The following is a 14,901-nucleotide window of genomic DNA, read 5'->3' on the forward strand; positions in this document are numbered from 1 at the left end:
GGGCGTTGTCGGCGACGGCCCGGCGGGTCGTGGTCAAGCGTGGCGCGGCCGGCGCGGTCTGGGTGGACCGGGGCGCGGCGGTCAGTGTGGCCGCGGCCCGGCGGGTGGCGGTGGTGGACGTCACCGGCGCGGGCGACGCCTTCGCGGCCGGTCTGCTCACCGCCTGGCTCGCCGGCGCCACCCCGACGGCGGCGATGGGCCGCGGCACCGACCTGGGCGCGCTGGCCGTCTGCACCATCGGCGCACGGCCACGGCCGTGACCGGTCGGACCCTGGCCCGCGGGCGGGTCAGGGTTCGACGTCGATGATCTTGTGCGGGCGCTCCTCGGCGGTGAGACTCATCGGCGGGGTGTCGTCCAACTGACGCCGGTGGAACCGGTTGGCCAGCCGGTGCTCCTCCTTGGGCGGCCGGTCGTTGGCCAGCAGCACCGCCAACCACGGGATGAGCACCATGCCGAGGGCGCACAGGGGCAGCCAGAGCCACAGCAGTGGGGCGTTCACGCCGACCAGGATCGCGCCGGCGACGATGCAGGCCACCCGGATGCCCATCATCAGGACATAGCGGCGCTGACGGCTGGTGAGCTGATCGCTCTGGCTGCGCGAGGCGTCGGTGATCAGAATCGGCTGGTACGCCTGCCGCTTCACCATGGACCTCCTCGAAGGGATTACGCCTCATCCTGACACCGTGCGGCCGTGATCAGCCAACTTCGACTCATCCCGGTGCGTGTTACGTCCGTGGTACGCTCCCGGACGTGGGCAGCAGGTTCAGCTTCACCGACGAGGCGTTGGCCAACCTGAGGGTCTACGACGTCACACCCGGGGAAGTCTGGGAGGCGCTGCACAGCGCCCGGCGGGTGATCCGCCACCTGGGCGACGACGTGATGGTGGTCTACGCCGCCGCCCGCCGGGGCCGCCGACTGGCGGTGCTGCTCGCCGAAGCCGATGGCACCGACAACGACTGGGACATCCTCTCCGCCCGCGAGCTGAGCGACGTCGAGTCCAAGCGCTACGACGAGGCCGTGCGGGGAAAACGCCGATGAGGAGGCCGTGACGATGCACCGTAACGACGCGACCAAGCAGTTCCACAGCGGCGACGACCGGATCGCCGATCTGATCGACGAGAGCCCGGCGGTGGACCTGCCCACCCCCGACACCGACGTGCCGATGGTGAGCCGGTCGGTCCGGCTGCCACTGGACACCTACGAGCGGGTACGCGCCGCCGCCGACGCCCGGGGCATCGGCGTCACCACGCTGATGCGGCAGTGGATCGAGGCGGGCCTGGCCGACCTGGACGACTCCGCCACCGTCTCGCTGGCCGACGTCCGGCGCGCGCTCGCCTCCCTCGCGCACCCCACCGCCGCCTGAGCCGGCTCAGCGCCGGCGGCCTTCGCCTTCGCCGCCGCCTTCGTCTGCTGCTTGAACTCCCGCACCCGACGCAGCGACTCGGCATCGGTCACGTCGGCCACCGACCGGTACGCGCCCGGGTCGCCGTACCCGCCGGCCGCCTCCCGCCAGTCCTGCGGGGTCACCCCGAACCGCTTGCCGAGCAGCGCCACGAAGATCTGCGCCTTCTGCTTGCCGAAGCCGGGCAGCTCGGAGACCCGGCGCAGCAACTGCGGCCCGTCGGTGACGTCGGACCAGAGCAGGGCCGCGTCGCCGTCGTAGCGGTCCACCAGGACCTGGCACACCTCCTGCACCCGGGCGGCCATCGCCTTCGGAAACCGGTGCAGCGCGGGCGGCTGGGCGAAGAGCGCGACCAGCGCCTCCGGGTCGTACCCGGCCAGCTCCGCGGCTTCCAGCTCGTGGCCGAGGCGCTGGGTGAGCACGTACGGCGACGAGAACGCCTTCTCCATCGGCACCTGCTGGTCGAGAACCATGCCGAGGAGCAGGGCCAGCGGGCTGCGCTCCAGCAGCCGGTTGGCCTCCGGGTCGATGGGAAGCACGAGCGTCATGCGGACCATCCTGCCTCGCCCGCCGACCCGGGCGGACACCGACGCTCCGGACCGGATGCGGCGGGTGGCGCCAACAGGCAGCGCGACGGGAGGCAGGATGGCGGCGTGGACGAACACGACATGCTGCTCTCCCCCGCCGGCGTCGACGCGCTGCGCACCGCGCTGACCCGGGCCGGGTTCACCAGCAACGGCATCGCGAGCCGACTCGGTTCCCAGGCCACCGGCGCGGTGGCGCGCAACGACTACCGGGCCGCGCTGCGCGCCACCGAGGACCGCGACCCGCTCGGCACCCTGATCCGGGTGTTCATCTGCGACCAGACCGAGTCGGAGGCGGCCGTGGCCGCCGCGCTGGCGCCGCTGAGCGTGGCGGAGGCGCTCTCCGGCGGGCTGGTCGAGCGGTACGGCGACGGCCTGCGTGCCGGCGTCGACCTGGAGCCGTACGGCGACGACTGGTGGGTGCTCGCCGACGTGCCGGCCAGCGCCAGGCCGGGCCGACCCCTGCACGCCGAACACGTGCTCGGCATCGGCGGGGCCACCCAGACCCTGATCGGCGCGACCATGCGTCGACCGGTCGGCACCGCGCTGGACCTGGGCACCGGCTCCGGCGTCCAGGCCCTGCACCTGGCCACCCACGCCAGGTCGGTGACCGCCACCGACCTCTCCGAACGGGCGCTGCGCTTCGCGGCGACCACCGCCGCCCTCAACGGCCAGGAGTGGGAGCTGCTGCGCGGCGACATGGTCGCCCCGGTGGCCGACCGACGGTTCGACCTGGTGGTGAGCAACCCGCCGTTCGTGGTCGGCCCGGGCACCACCACGCACGTCTACCGCGACTCCGGTCGGGTGGGTGACGCGATCGGCGCCGAGCTGGCCGCCGCCGCGCCGGGCCTGCTCACCGAGGGCGGCACCATGCAGTACCTGGCGAACTGGGTGCACGTCACCGGCGAGGAGTGGGACGAGCGGGTGGCCGGCTGGTTCGCCGGGACCGGCCTGGACGCCTGGGTGATCCAGCGCGAGGTGGCCGACCCGATGGCGTACGTCAACCTGTGGCTCACCGACGTCGGCGAGACCGCCGACCCGCAGCGGATGGCCGCCTGGCTGGACTGGTTCGACGCGCACAAGGTGGAGAGCATCGGCTTCGGCATCGTGTCGCTGCGCAGGGGTGGGCACGCCGATCCGGTGGTCCGGGTGGAGGAGCTGCGCCAGCGGGTGCAGCCGCCGCTGGGCGACCAGGTCGCCGCCTGGTTCGACCGCCAGGACTTCCTGCGGGTACGCGGCACCGACGCGCTGCTCGCCGAGCGTTACCGGGCCGCCGAGGGCCTCCAGCTGCGGCAGGAGGCCACCATGGGCGACGAGGGCTGGGCGGTGGACCGGCAGGTCCTCGCGATGCCGAACGGCCTGCGCTGGACCGAGGAGATCGACCCACTGGTGCTGGCACTGGTCGGCGGGGCCGACGGCCGGCTGCCACTGCGCGACCAGCTCGCCCTGCTCGCCGCGGCGCACGACGTCGAGCCCGACGAGATGGCCGAGGCGGCCGGCCCCATCGTCGCGCACCTCGTGGAGCGCGGTTTCATCGAGCCGGTGACCGCCTGATGCGTGCGGTCGTGCAGACCGTCGCTCGGGCCAGCGTCACCGTGGACGGCGAGGTGGTCGGCGCCATCGACGACGGCCTGCTGGTGCTGCTCGGGGTCACTCACACGGACACCGTCGAGACCGCCGAGACGATGGCCCGCAAGGTGCACGAGCTGCGCATCCTGGACGACGAACGGTCCGCCGCCGACACCAACGCGCCGGTCCTGGTGGTCAGCCAGTTCACCCTCTACGGCGACGCCCGCAAGGGCCGCCGCCCGAGCTGGCTCGCCGCCGCCCCCGCCGAGACGGCCGAACCCCTGGTGACGGCGGTCGTCGACGCGCTGCGCCGACGCGGCGCCACGGTCGAGACGGGCCGGTTCCGCGCCCACATGCTGGTGGAGAGCGTCAACCGGGGCCCCCAAACCCTCCTCCTGGACCTCTAACCCCGCGCGTCCCCCCGGCCCCGGCCCCCGTTGATCATGAAGTTATTGCCCGCTGGCTCGGCGTGTCGTGGCAATAACTTCATGATCAACCGCCCGACGTGGGGGGGTTCGGGTTAGGAGAAGAGTCCTCGGCGGGTCAGGGACTGGCGGAGCCAGTTGTCGAGTTCGGTGGTCCAGTCGGTGCGGTCGGCGGTGGCGTGGTCGACCGTGAACCGGCCGAAGGCGTCCCGCCCCTCGGTGAACACGCCGCCGCGCTTGTCGACCTCCAGGACCACCTGCATCTGCCGCTCGTCGGCGATGAACGTGACCTCCAACTGGTTCATCGAGCGGGCGTACCGCGGCGCCGCACTGAACTCGATCTCCTGGTAGAACGGCAGCGTCTGCCGTACGCCGTAGATGTGACCACGCTCCACGTCGGCCCGCGCGAACCGGAAACCGAGCCGCAGCAACGCGTCGAGCAGCCGCTCCTGCGCCGGCAGGGGATGCACCGACACCGCGTCCAGGTCACCCTTGTCGACCGCGCGGGCGACCTCCAGCTCGGTACGCAGCCCCATCGTCATGCCGTGCAGGTGCTGGCCGTACAGCTCGGTGACCGGCGTCTCCCACGGCACGGCGAAACGGAACGGGATGTCGTAGCGCTGCCCCGGCTCCAGCTGGAACGCGCCGGTGACCTGCTGACGGTGGAACTCCTGGGTGGTGTCGTAGTCGTTGTCGCCGCTCTCCACCTCGACCCGGGTGACCAGGCCGAGCGTGACGTGGTCGATGTCGACCTGGTGGTCACCACCGAGCACCTGGATGCGGCCCTCCAACTGCCCGCCGGGGCGGCAGTTCGGGTCCGCGAGCACCGTCTCCACGGACGGGCCGCCGACACCCATCGCCTTCATGAGCCGCTTGAAGACCACACCGTCCTCCATCTCGTGCGCCGCCGGCCCGGGCTGGCCGACCGTCCGCAACGTAGCCCGGGCGGGCAAGCGCACACCGGGACGACACACCGCACCCCCGATCCGCCCCGATTCCTGTCGGGTGCCCGATCGCCTCACTCCCGTTTCACGTCCCGCCCGCCAAGCTGTGTGTCACACCGGCACCACTGGGCCGGAGACACGGCACAGACGTGGATACGGGGAGAGACAGAGATGGCCCTGCAGATGACGGAACACCGGACGCGCCCGACCACCAGCACCGACACCGACGGCGTCGTCGAGTCCCTCGCCGACCTGGACGCCACCGACGAGCGTGGCATCTCCACCGACCTGGTCCGGGCGTACCTCAACGGGATCGGTCGGACGAAGCTGCTGACCGCCGCGCAGGAGGTCGACCTGGCCCGGCGCATCGAGGCCGGCCTGTTCGCCGACGAGAAGCTCGCCACCTGCACCCCGGTCTCGCCGGAGCTGCGGGCCGATCTGGAGCTGATCGTCGCGGAGGGCCGCGCGGCCAAGGACCACCTGCTGGAGGCGAACCTGCGGCTGGTGGTCAGCATCGCCAAGCGCTACACCGGACGCGGCATGGCCTTCCTCGACCTGATCCAGGAGGGCAACCTGGGACTGATCCGGGCGGTGGAGAAGTTCGACTACGCCAAGGGCTACAAGTTCTCCACGTACGCCACCTGGTGGATCCGGCAGGCGATCACCCGCGCGATGGCCGACCAGGCCCGCACGATCCGCATCCCGGTGCACATGGTCGAGCAGGTCAACCGAATGGTCCGGGCCCGCCGCGAACTGGCGGTGACGCTGGGCCGCGAACCCACGGTCGCCGAGGTCGCCCGGGCGCTGGAGATCCCCGAGCTTCAGGTCATCGAGCTGATCTCCTACGACCGGGAGCCGGTCAGCCTGGACCAGGCCGTCGGCGACGACGGCGAGAGCGCGCTCGGTGACTTCGTGGCCGCGGTGGACCCGCGTACCGAGCCGGGCGACGCGGCCGCGCAGGGTGAGCTGCGCAACGAGGTGAGCATCGTGCTGGCCACCCTGTCCCAGCGGGAGCAGGCGGTCATCCGGCTCCGGTTCGGTCTCGACGACGGCCGCCAGCGCACCCTGGACGAGGTCGGCCGGGAGTTCGGCCTCTCCCGGGAGCGGATCCGGCAGATCGAGAAGGTGACGCTGCTGAAGCTGCGCGCGCCGGAGCGGGCCCAGCGCCTGGAGGCGTACGCCTGCTGACGCACCGCTCCACCCGGAAGCCCTCGGCGGTTCGCCGGGGGCTTCCGGGCGTTCGCGGTCCGGCGGCTCAGAGGCGGCGGGGGCCGGTGTCCGGTCGGGCGACCACCCCGCCGACCCGTACCTGGGCGTGCAGGACCGAGATGCCGTCCGGGCGGGCGAGCACCGGGTTGAGGGTCAGCGACCGCACCCGGGGCTGCTCGTCGGCGAGTTGACCCACCCGCAGCAGCAGATCGGCGAGGGCCGCCCGGTCGACCGGCGCCGCGCCCCGGTGCCCGCGCAGCAGCGGCGCCGCGCGGGGCTCGTCGACCAGTTCCGCGGCGTCGGTGTCGGTCAGCGGCACCGCCCGCCACGCCCGATCGCCGAGCAACTCGGTGGCGACCCCGCCGAGACCGAAGCCGACCACCGGCCCGAACGCCGGATCTTCCACCAGCTCCACCACGCAGGCCACGCCGGGCGGAACCATCGGCTGGACCAGCACGTCCGCGCCGAACAGCGCCGCCACCTCGGCGTACGCCTGGCGGAGCGTCGACTCGTCGGGCAGGCCGAGCCGGACCGCGCCGAGATCGAGCCGGTGCCGAAGCCCCGGGGCGGCAGCCTTGAGGGCGACCGGGAAGCCGAGCCGCGCCGCCGCGTCGGCCACCCCGTCGGCCGAGTCGACGGGCACCGACGCCACCACGTCGATGCCGTACGCGGCCAGCAGCGCAGCCGGGTCGATGGTGTCCGCGCGCAGGGCGGCCTGCGCGGCGTCCCGGTCCACCCCGGCCAGCTCGGGCGCCACGCCGGGCGGTCGGCGCAGCCACTCGGCGTACCGGTGCACCCGGGCGAGAGCACGCACCGCCTCCTCGACGCCGCCGTACGCCGGCACCCCGGCCGGCAGTCGGCCGACCAGGAACGTCGCCACCGTCGGCTTGCCCAGCGCCAGCGCGGCCGGCAGCGCCGCGGTGACGTCGGCGTCCACATCGGTGAGCTGGCCGGGCAGCGGGGGCGCGAACACCACCACCAGGGCGTCCACCCCCTCGTCGGCGGCGGTCTCGGCGAGGGCCGCGGCGAACTCGGCGGCGCCGGCGCTCGGCCCCACGTCACGCGGGTAGCCCTCGGCGGCGGCGAGGCCCTGCCCGGCGCAGGCCGTGGCGGCCAGACCGGTCAGCGCCGAGGAGTTGCCGACCACGCCGACCCGACCACCGGCCGGCAGCGGCTGGTTGGCCAGCAGCACCCCCACGTCGAGCAGCTCCGACACGGTGTCCACCCGGATCACCCCGGACTGGGCGAACAGCGCGGCCACCGCCACCTCGTCCGGGCCGTCGGTGTCGCCCACCCCGACCGGGCGGGCCGGCGACGCGAGCGCCACGACCGGTTTCGCCCGGCCGATCCGCCGGGCCAGCCGGGCGAACTTGCGAGGGTTCCCGAACGTCTCCAGGTACAGCATGATCACGTCGGTGCCGGGGTCGTCCTGCCAGTACTGAAGCAGGTCGTTGCCGGAGACGTCGGCCCGGTTGCCGGCCGAGACGAAGCTGGACAGCCCGAGGCCCCGCCGGTCCGCCTCGGCGAGCAACGCCACCCCGAACGCGCCGGACTGGCTGAAGATGCCCACCCGGCCGGCCGGCGGCAGCGCCGGGGCGAGGGTGGCGTTGAGGCGTACCGCCGGATCGGTGTTGGCCACACCCAGACAGTTCGGGCCGACCACGCGCATGCCGGCGGCGTGCGCCGCGCGGACCAACGCCCGCTGCGCCGCCGCCCCCTCGGGGCCGGCCTCGCCGAAACCCGCCGAGATGACCACCAGACCGTGCACGCCTGCGGCGGCGGCATCGGCCACCACCGCCGTCGCCGCATCCGGCGGGACCGCCACCACCGCCAAATCCACCGGCACCCCTGCGTCGACCGCCGAGGGGTACGCGGGCAGCCCCGCCACGGTCGACGCGCTCGGATGCACCGGCACCACCGCGCCGGTGAAGCCGCCGTCGCGCAGGTGCCCGAGCACCGCCGCGCCGACGCCCTGACCGGAGGCGCTGGCGCCGTAGACGGCGATGCCGCGCGGGGCGAGCAGCCGGGCGATCGACCGGGCCTCCGTGCGGTGCTCCCGGCCACGCTGCACCTCCAGCGTCGCCTCGGTGGGCGCGATCGGGAAACTCAGGTGCACCACGCCGTCGGCGTACTCGCGCTGGACCTGGTAGCCGAAGTCGGCGAAGACCCGCAGCATCGTCCCGTTGGCGGGCAGCACCTCGGCCACGAAACTCATGATGCCGTTGCGTCGGGCGGCGTCGGCCAGGTGCTCCATCAGCACCGAACCGATGCCCCGGCCCTGGTGGGCGTCCTCCACCACGAAGGCCACCTCCGCCTCCGGGGCCTGCGGGCCGAGCCGCTCGTAGCGGCCGACCGCGATGATCTGGTCGCCGGCCAGCACGACGAACGCCTCCCGGTCGCGGTGGTCGACGGTGACGAACCGGATCAGGTCCCGTTCGGGGATGCGCGGGTACGGCGAGAAGTAGCGCAGGTAGCGGGTGCGCTCGGAGAACCGGCTGTGCATCGCCACGATGCCGGGCGCGTCGGTCGGGCTGATCTGTCGCAACTGGACGGTGCTGCCGTCTCTGAGCAGCACGTCCACCGGCTGGTCCACCGTCGTCACCGGCGTGGTCCTCCCCCGGCCCGGCTCAGTCCCGCGGGTCGTGCGGGTCGAGCCCGAGCAGCGGAAAGACCGTCCTGCGGGTGGCCGCGATGGCCCGGTCCACGGCGTTCGGCTCGCCGGTCGGCTGCCACGGCTCGTACGACGGGTCGGCGTCGTCGGTCATCCGCAGCGGCACGTCCTGCCCCGGTCGACGGGCGGCGGCCAGCTCCCGCCAGGCCAGCGGGGTCAGCGTCGCCGGGTCGACCGGGTCCCCGGTGGCCACGGCCAGCAGGTGGCTCCACGCCCGGGGCACCACCTCGACCAGCGCGTACCCGCCGCCGCCGGTGGCCACCCAGCGACCGTCGCACAGCTCGTCGGCGAGCGCGCGCAACGCCCGATAGGTGGCCCGCTGCCCGTCCACCGTCAGGTTGAGGTCGGCGAGCGGATCCAGTCGGTGCCCGTCCGCGCCGCACTGGCTGACCAGCACCTGCGGCCGGAACGCGCGCAGCACCGACGGCACGATCGCGTGGAACGCCCGCTGCCAACCGGTGTCGTCGACGCCCGGCGGCAGCGGCATGTTCACCGCCGAGCCCTGCGCCCCCGGCCCACCGGTCTCGTCCGGGAAGCCAGTGCCCGGGAACAACGCGAGCGGGGTCTCGTGCAGGCTGACCGTGAGCACCCGGGGGTCGTCCCAGAAGATCTGCTGCACCCCGTCACCGTGGTGCACGTCGACGTCCACGTACGCGATGCGCTCCGCGCCCAGGTCGAGCAGCCGGGCGATGGCCACCGCCGGGTCGTTGTAGACGCAGAACCCGGACGCCCGCGCGGGCATCGCGTGGTGCAGGCCGCCGGCCACGTTCACGGCCCGCCGCGCGTCACCGCGCCAGACCGCCTCGGCGGCGGCCACCGTCGCGCCGGCGATCAGCGCGCTGGACTCGTGCATGCCGTCGAAGACCGGGTTGTCGGAGGTGCCCAGCCCGTACCCCGCGAAGAGCGGGTCACGGGGGGCGGCGCGCACCGCGGCCAGGTACGCCGGGTGGTGCACGCGGGTGAGCAGGGCGTCGTCGGCGGGCTCCGGCTTGACCATGCGCACCCCCGGACGGTCCAGGATGCCCAGCTCGCGGGCGAGCGCGACGGTCAGCTCCACCCGGACCGGGTCGAGCGGATGGTCACCCATGTCGTAGGCGAGCAGCGACTCGTCCCACACCACCACCGTGTCGTCGGACATGAGCCCATCGTCGCACGAGGACCGTCGCTGGCCCACCGCACGCGCTGGTCAGCGGCCAGGTGTCGGCCCGGAGGCGACCGGCCGGGTCGGGTCGGCCACCCAGTTGCTCCACGATCCGACGTAGAGCGCCGCGTCGTCTCGGCCGGCCAGGTGCAGCGCCAGCACCGCCTGCGCGGCGGTCACCCCGGAGCCGCAGTACGCACCGACGGACCGTCCCTCGGTCACGCCGGCGGCGGTGAACCGCTCCCGCAGCACGTCGGCCGCCGCGAACCGCCCGTCCGGACCGACGTACTCGCCGGCGGGCAGGTTCGCCGCGCCCGGCACGTGACCGGCGACCGGATCGATCGGCTCGACCTCACCCCGGTAGCGCGGCGCGGCCCGCACGTCGAGCAGAACGGCGTCGTCCGCGGAGGCCAGCCGGGCGGCCTGCGCCGCGTCGAGCACCGGCAGGCCCCCGGGGCGTACCTCGACGTCGCCGGGGAGCCGGATCGGGCGCCGGTCGTGGCGACGGGTCGACCGGCGGCCACCCAGGCCGGGTAGCCGCCGTGCAGCAGGCGCACCGGACGGTGCCCCGCCCAGCGCAGCGTCCACCACGCCCCGCGCGGCGGCCAGGCCGTCGCCGCCGTCGTACACGACGACGGGGTGACCTGCGCGGACCCCGGCGGCCCGCAGCGTGGCCTGCAACGCGGCCGGGTCGGGCAGCGGATGCCGGCCACCGGCCCCGGGCGGACCGCACAGCGCGGTGTCCAGGTCGACGAAGACCGCGCCGGGCAGGTGGCCGACGAGGTAGTCGTCGCGGCCGGGCGGCCCGGTGAGCCGCCAGCGGACGTCGAGCAGGGTGGGCGGATCGGCGCGGTCGAGCTTGTCGACGAGCCGATCGACCTCGACCAGCGGCTCCTGGGTACCGGACATGGCGACCATCCAACACCATCCGGGCCGACGGCACGCGGCACGGCGGCGGTCGTCGCCGAACACCCGAGGTAGCATCGTGCACCGGAGGGCCGCTGACGTTATGAAGTCTCACGACCTGGTCGACACGACCGAAATGTACCTGCGCACCATCCTCGAACTGGAAGAGGAGGGGGTGCCGCCGCTGCGTGCCCGCATCGCCGAGCGCCTGCGGCAGAGCGGCCCCACCGTGAGCCAGACCGTCGCCCGGATGGAGCGCGACGGCCTGCTCACCGTCGAGGGTGACCGTCACCTCACACTCACCGCGCTGGGCCGCGGCACCGCCGTGTCCGTGATGCGCAAGCACCGCCTCGCCGAGTTGCTGCTGGTCAACGTCATCGGCATGCCCTACGAGGAGGCCCACGACGAGGCCTGCCGCTGGGAGCACGTGATGAGCGACGCCGTGGAGAAGCGGGTGTACGACCTGCTGAACCGGCCGACCCGCTCCCCGTACGGCAACCCCATCCCGGGGCTGGAGGAGCTGGGCTCGCCCGAGGCGGAGATCACCGAGGCTGGCGACGCCGAGCGCAACCTGGCGTTCCCCGGCCTGTCCGGGCCGGTCGTCGTGCGCCGGATCTGCGAGAGCGTGCAGACCGACGCCGACGTGCTCCGCCAGCTGCACGCCGCCGGTGTCGACCCGGGGGCCACGGTGACCGTCGCCCAGGAACGCGACGGTGTGTCGATCGACCGCTCCGGCGACCGGGTCCGGCTGCCCCGAGAGGTCGCCTCCCGGGTCTTCGTCGCCGCCAACTGACGATCGCGACCCCGGGCGTCACAGCGCCCGGGTGTCCACCTTCTTGGCCAACGCGACCAGGTCACCGGTGAGCTTCTCGGCCGCCGACCGCTCACTGTCGCGTGCGGCGGTCCAGCTCAGCGTGGCCATCCGCCCGTCGGTGGCCAGCCAGCCCACCTCGGCCACCGGCCCGTGCCCGCTCGCCGCGGCGGTGGTCCGCCGGTACGCCTGCTGCCCCAGCCCGGTCACCGTCGCCGCCTTGTCGGGCACCACGTCCGCCCCGAAGCTGCTCTTGTCGATCGTGGTCTCGGTCACGCTCAGCGTCAGCTCGGGCAGCGTCGCGCCCTCGCCGCGGACCACGCAGGTGTGCGTGTCGCCGCGTTCGCTGGCGGCCGCCACGTCGAAGCGCACCTTGACGGCCTGCTCGATCACCGCGAAGTCCAACAGCCGGCAGGCACCGCCCGAGGAGGCCGCCGCCACGTCCACCGCGATCGGCGCGGGTGGCGGCACCGCCACCGGCTCGGCCTCGGCGGCGCAGCCGCTCACCAGCAGCCCGGCCAGCCCCGCGACCACGATCCGCCCGCGCACGCTCCACCCTCCCGCCGACCGACGGCGCAAGGCGTCCGCCGGATCTCCGTCGGACACCGTACGGGGTGTCCGTGTCGGGCGGAAGTCCTCCTTCCGCCGGCCCGCCGGCGCTTATCCGGACGGTGGATCATCCACGTACGGGCAGTGCCGGCAGCCGCGTCCACAGCACGTGCCGCGCCGGGCCAGGAAACCCGCGCTGAGCACGAACAACCCGCTCGCCGGGTCGAGGTAGCCGGCCTCCCCGGCGGCCAGCGCGGCGGCGTGCGCGGCGAGGATCCGTTCCCGATCGGGGTGTGCCGACGGCAGCCGGGACGGGTGCGGCTCGGTGAGCGGCCGGTCGGCCAGGGGTCGTCGCTCTCCGCTCACCGCAGCAGTCTAGGGACGTCGTCCGGGCCCGGCGCTCATCGGTGCCGGGCGAGCGCCGCGGGTCGTCCCGGCCCGCGCCCGCCGCGCCGCGTGGTCGTGACGTGCGGTGGTTTCGTCGTACGGTCCCACCATGGTCGTACCGACACCCATCGACGCCACCTTCGCCGCACCCGACGGGACCACGCTCGCGTACCGGATCCACGGAGGCGGGCACCCGCTGATCTGCCTGCCCGGTGGCCCGATGCGGGACTCCGCGTACCTCGGTGACCTTGGCGGTCTGGGCGCGCACCGGACGCTGGTCATCCTCGACCAGCGCGGCACCGGCCGCTCGGCCGTCCCCGCCGACGTCTCCACCTACCGCTGCGACCGGATGGTTGCCGACGTGGAGGCGCTGCGCACACACCTGGGCCTCGACCGGATGGACCTGCTCGGGCACTCCGCCGGCGCTAACCTGGCGGTGCAGTACGCGACCCGACACCCCGACCGGGTGGGCCGGCTCGCGCTGGTCACGCCGAGCACCCGGGCGGTCGGGCTGCCGGCGACCGCCACGTTGCGCCAGGAGGTCACCAGGGTCCGCGCCGGCGAGCCGTGGTTTCCGGCGGCGGCACAGGCACTGGATTCCATGGTGACCGGCAGGGCCAGTCGGGAAGCCTGGCAGGCGATCGCGCCGTTCTTCTACGGCCGGTGGGACGAGCCCGCTCAGGCGCACCAGGCGGCGGAGCCCGGCCAGCGCAACGAGGAAGCGGCGCGGATCTTCGGCGCCGACGGCGCCTTCGATCCGCCGGCCACCCGTGCGGCGCTCGCGGCGCACCAGCGTCCGGTGCTGCTGCTCGCCGGTGAGGTCGACCTGGGTGCGCCGCCGGGCCTGGTGGCCCAATTCGGCGAGCTGATACCCGGGGCGGAACTGGTCGTCCAGCCGGGCGCGGGGCACTACCCGTGGCTCGACGACGCCGAGGCGTTCACCGCGACGCTCGGGGCGTTCCTCGACGGTCCGGCCGGTGCTTGAGTCTCCACCGGCGGGAGACCCGAGGATGGGGGCATGAGCGGTGCGGAGTGGTACACGATCGGCGACCTGGCTCGGCGGACCGGCCTGAGCGTCAAGACCATCCGGTACTACGCCGACAGCGGGATCGTGCCGCCGACCGATCGGAGCCCCGCCGGCTACCGCCGCTACGGCCCGGAGGCCGTCGCCCGGCTGGAGCTGGTCCGGACATTGCGCGACCTGGGCGTGGACCTGGCCTCCATCCGGCGGGTGGTGGACCGCGAGGTGCCCCTGCACGAGGTGGCCGCCACGCACGCCGAGGCGCTGGCGGTGCAGATTCGGGTGTTGCGACTGCGCCAGGCGGTGCTCACCGTCGCGGCGAGACGTGGGGCGGGCCCGGCGGAGGTGGACGACCTGCACCGGTTGGCCCAGCTCACCGCACGGGAACGGGGGCACCTGGTCGGCGACTTCCTGGAGACCGTCTTCGAGGGCCTGGGTGACCAGCCCGCCTTCCCGGGGGTCGTCGTCTCGATGACGCCGGAGCTTCCCGACGAGCCCACCACCGAACAGGTCGAGGCGTGGCTGGAGCTGGCCGGGTTGTGCCAGGACCCGGCCTTCCGCGCGAGCATGCGGCAGCTGGCACGGCAACACGCCGACGACCATGACGTTCCGGGGCTGCCCCGCCCGGACGCCGTCGCGGTGGTCCGGGACGGGGTGGCCAACGCCCTGGCCACCGGGCTCGATCCGACCGCGCCCGAGGCGGACGCCGTGGTCGCGGCGGTCACCAGCCGGTACGCGCACCTGCATGGCCGTGCGGACGACGCCACGCTGCGCCGTTGGCTGCTGGACCGGCTGACCGTGGCGAACGACCCCCGCCGGGACCGGTACCTCGACCTGCTGTCGGTGATCAACGGCTGGTCGCTCGGCATTGCGGTAGCGCCTGCGGTGGACTGGTTCAGCCGCGCCCTACGTGCCCGCTTGCCGGAGCCGGCTCGCTGATCGCGGGGCAGCGACCGGGCGCGTCAGGCGAACCAGGTCATCGCCTGGCCGTGCCCCCGCGCCCAGGCCAGCGGCTTGCCATCCAACGCGAGCACGTTGTGCAGCGCCGCGTTTGGCGCGTCGGGCAAACCGTCGTACGGCAGCACCTCCGGGGCCTCGTTGGCGATCCAGTGCCCGGGCAGGCCACCGACCAGCCGGACGAACGCCTGCCGGCGCGCGTCGGGCACCTGGTAGAGCACGGAGGTGTGGAAGACCACCAGCGTCGCGCCGGCCGGTGCCCGCGCGGCCAGCGCCGGCAGGTCGTCCACGAGGTCGCCGCGGACCAGCAGCGGCGGCTCGGCC

The 14,901-nt window shown here is 74.0% G+C and carries 16 protein-coding genes and 2 pseudogenes; 9 read left to right on the forward strand and 9 right to left on the reverse strand.

Annotated features, from left to right (window positions below; all coding sequences use genetic code 11):
* Positions 1-260: PfkB family carbohydrate kinase (locus tag JNW91_RS22740; protein ID WP_238425509.1), on the forward strand; the 260-nt coding region annotated here is incomplete at its 5' end.
* 27 nt (positions 261-287) lie between these two features.
* Here the strand turns inward: JNW91_RS22740 and JNW91_RS22745 are convergent.
* Positions 288-647 carry a DUF3099 domain-containing protein gene (locus JNW91_RS22745; protein ID WP_203177493.1) on the reverse strand — a complete coding sequence of 120 codons (360 nt, stop codon included), beginning with the start codon at positions 645-647 and terminating at the stop codon, positions 288-290.
* Positions 648-751: 104 nt separating this feature from the next.
* Between JNW91_RS22745 and JNW91_RS22750 the strand changes: the two genes are divergently transcribed.
* The gene (locus JNW91_RS22750; protein WP_203177494.1) at positions 752-1,039 is read left to right on the forward strand and encodes a hypothetical protein; all 288 of its coding nucleotides are present in this window, start codon (positions 752-754) and stop codon (positions 1,037-1,039) included.
* A 13-nt stretch (positions 1,040-1,052) separates the two neighbouring features.
* Positions 1,053-1,364 carry a hypothetical protein gene (locus JNW91_RS22755; protein ID WP_124771984.1) on the forward strand — a complete coding sequence of 104 codons (312 nt, stop codon included), beginning with the start codon at positions 1,053-1,055 and terminating at the stop codon, positions 1,362-1,364.
* A gap of 23 nt (positions 1,365-1,387) precedes the next feature.
* Here the strand turns inward: JNW91_RS22755 and JNW91_RS22760 are convergent.
* Positions 1,388-1,960 (reverse strand): annotated as a pseudogene (locus JNW91_RS22760) (HhH-GPD-type base excision DNA repair protein); the annotation flags it as partial.
* Positions 1,961-2,056: 96 nt separating this feature from the next.
* On the opposite strand from JNW91_RS22760, the gene JNW91_RS22765 reads away from it, so the two are divergent.
* Complete coding sequence (locus JNW91_RS22765; RefSeq protein ID WP_203177495.1) at positions 2,057-3,541, forward strand: DUF7782 domain-containing protein; 1,485 nt, start codon at positions 2,057-2,059, stop codon at positions 3,539-3,541.
* A complete protein-coding gene (gene dtd / locus JNW91_RS22770; protein WP_203177496.1) occupies positions 3,541-3,963 on the forward strand; it encodes a D-aminoacyl-tRNA deacylase in 423 nt (140 codons plus the stop codon). Before JNW91_RS22765 ends, dtd begins: the two co-directional genes overlap by 1 nt.
* 113 nt (positions 3,964-4,076) lie before the next feature.
* Here dtd and JNW91_RS22775 read toward each other — a convergent pair whose 3' ends face one another.
* Positions 4,077-4,865 carry a sporulation protein gene (locus tag JNW91_RS22775; RefSeq protein WP_203177505.1) on the reverse strand — a complete coding sequence of 263 codons (789 nt, stop codon included), beginning with the start codon at positions 4,863-4,865 and terminating at the stop codon, positions 4,077-4,079.
* 231 nt (positions 4,866-5,096) lie between these two features.
* On the opposite strand from JNW91_RS22775, the gene sigB reads away from it, so the two are divergent.
* Positions 5,097-6,113: an RNA polymerase sigma factor SigB gene (gene sigB / locus JNW91_RS22780; RefSeq protein WP_407664371.1), complete on the forward strand. Its 1,017-nt coding sequence runs from the start codon at positions 5,097-5,099 to the stop codon at positions 6,111-6,113.
* 67 nt (positions 6,114-6,180) lie between these two features.
* On the opposite strand, the gene JNW91_RS22785 is transcribed toward sigB, so the two are convergent.
* The 3 genes and pseudogenes from JNW91_RS22785 to JNW91_RS22795 form a co-directional block, all read right to left on the reverse strand.
* A complete protein-coding gene (locus JNW91_RS22785; protein ID WP_203177497.1) occupies positions 6,181-8,736 on the reverse strand; it encodes a bifunctional acetate--CoA ligase family protein/GNAT family N-acetyltransferase in 2,556 nt (851 codons plus the stop codon).
* A 25-nt stretch (positions 8,737-8,761) separates the two neighbouring features.
* Positions 8,762-9,943 carry an acetoin utilization protein AcuC gene (locus JNW91_RS22790; protein ID WP_203177498.1) on the reverse strand — a complete coding sequence of 394 codons (1,182 nt, stop codon included), beginning with the start codon at positions 9,941-9,943 and terminating at the stop codon, positions 8,762-8,764.
* A gap of 48 nt (positions 9,944-9,991) precedes the next feature.
* A pseudogene (locus JNW91_RS22795) lies at positions 9,992-10,855 on the reverse strand (sulfurtransferase).
* A gap of 100 nt (positions 10,856-10,955) precedes the next feature.
* Between JNW91_RS22795 and JNW91_RS22800 the strand changes: the two are divergent.
* On the forward strand, positions 10,956-11,645 hold the full coding sequence (locus JNW91_RS22800) for a metal-dependent transcriptional regulator (protein WP_203177499.1): 690 nt from the start codon (positions 10,956-10,958) through the stop codon (positions 11,643-11,645).
* A gap of 18 nt (positions 11,646-11,663) precedes the next feature.
* Here JNW91_RS22800 and JNW91_RS22805 read toward each other — a convergent pair whose 3' ends face one another.
* Complete coding sequence (locus JNW91_RS22805; protein WP_203177500.1) at positions 11,664-12,212, reverse strand: hypothetical protein; 549 nt, start codon at positions 12,210-12,212, stop codon at positions 11,664-11,666.
* Between the two features lie 111 nt (positions 12,213-12,323).
* Positions 12,324-12,578 (reverse strand): DUF5522 domain-containing protein, encoded by a 255-nt coding sequence (locus JNW91_RS22810; protein WP_203177501.1) that lies wholly within the window; start codon positions 12,576-12,578, stop codon positions 12,324-12,326.
* 130 nt (positions 12,579-12,708) lie between these two features.
* Between JNW91_RS22810 and JNW91_RS22815 the strand changes: the two genes are divergently transcribed.
* Together JNW91_RS22815 and JNW91_RS22820 are read left to right on the forward strand one after the other, a co-directional pair.
* Positions 12,709-13,584, forward strand: coding sequence for an alpha/beta fold hydrolase (locus tag JNW91_RS22815; protein ID WP_203177502.1), 876 nt, complete (start codon positions 12,709-12,711; stop codon positions 13,582-13,584).
* 33 nt (positions 13,585-13,617) lie between these two features.
* A complete protein-coding gene (locus JNW91_RS22820) occupies positions 13,618-14,559 on the forward strand; it encodes a MerR family transcriptional regulator (RefSeq protein ID WP_203177503.1) in 942 nt (313 codons plus the stop codon).
* A gap of 23 nt (positions 14,560-14,582) precedes the next feature.
* Here JNW91_RS22820 and JNW91_RS22825 read toward each other — a convergent pair.
* On the reverse strand, positions 14,583-14,901 hold a 319-nt coding region (locus tag JNW91_RS22825), incomplete at its 5' end, for a DUF2332 family protein (RefSeq protein WP_203177504.1).

It is taken from the genome of Micromonospora parastrephiae, from assembly GCF_016802865.1.
GTDB classification, from domain to species: domain Bacteria; phylum Actinomycetota; class Actinomycetes; order Mycobacteriales; family Micromonosporaceae; genus Micromonospora; species Micromonospora parastrephiae.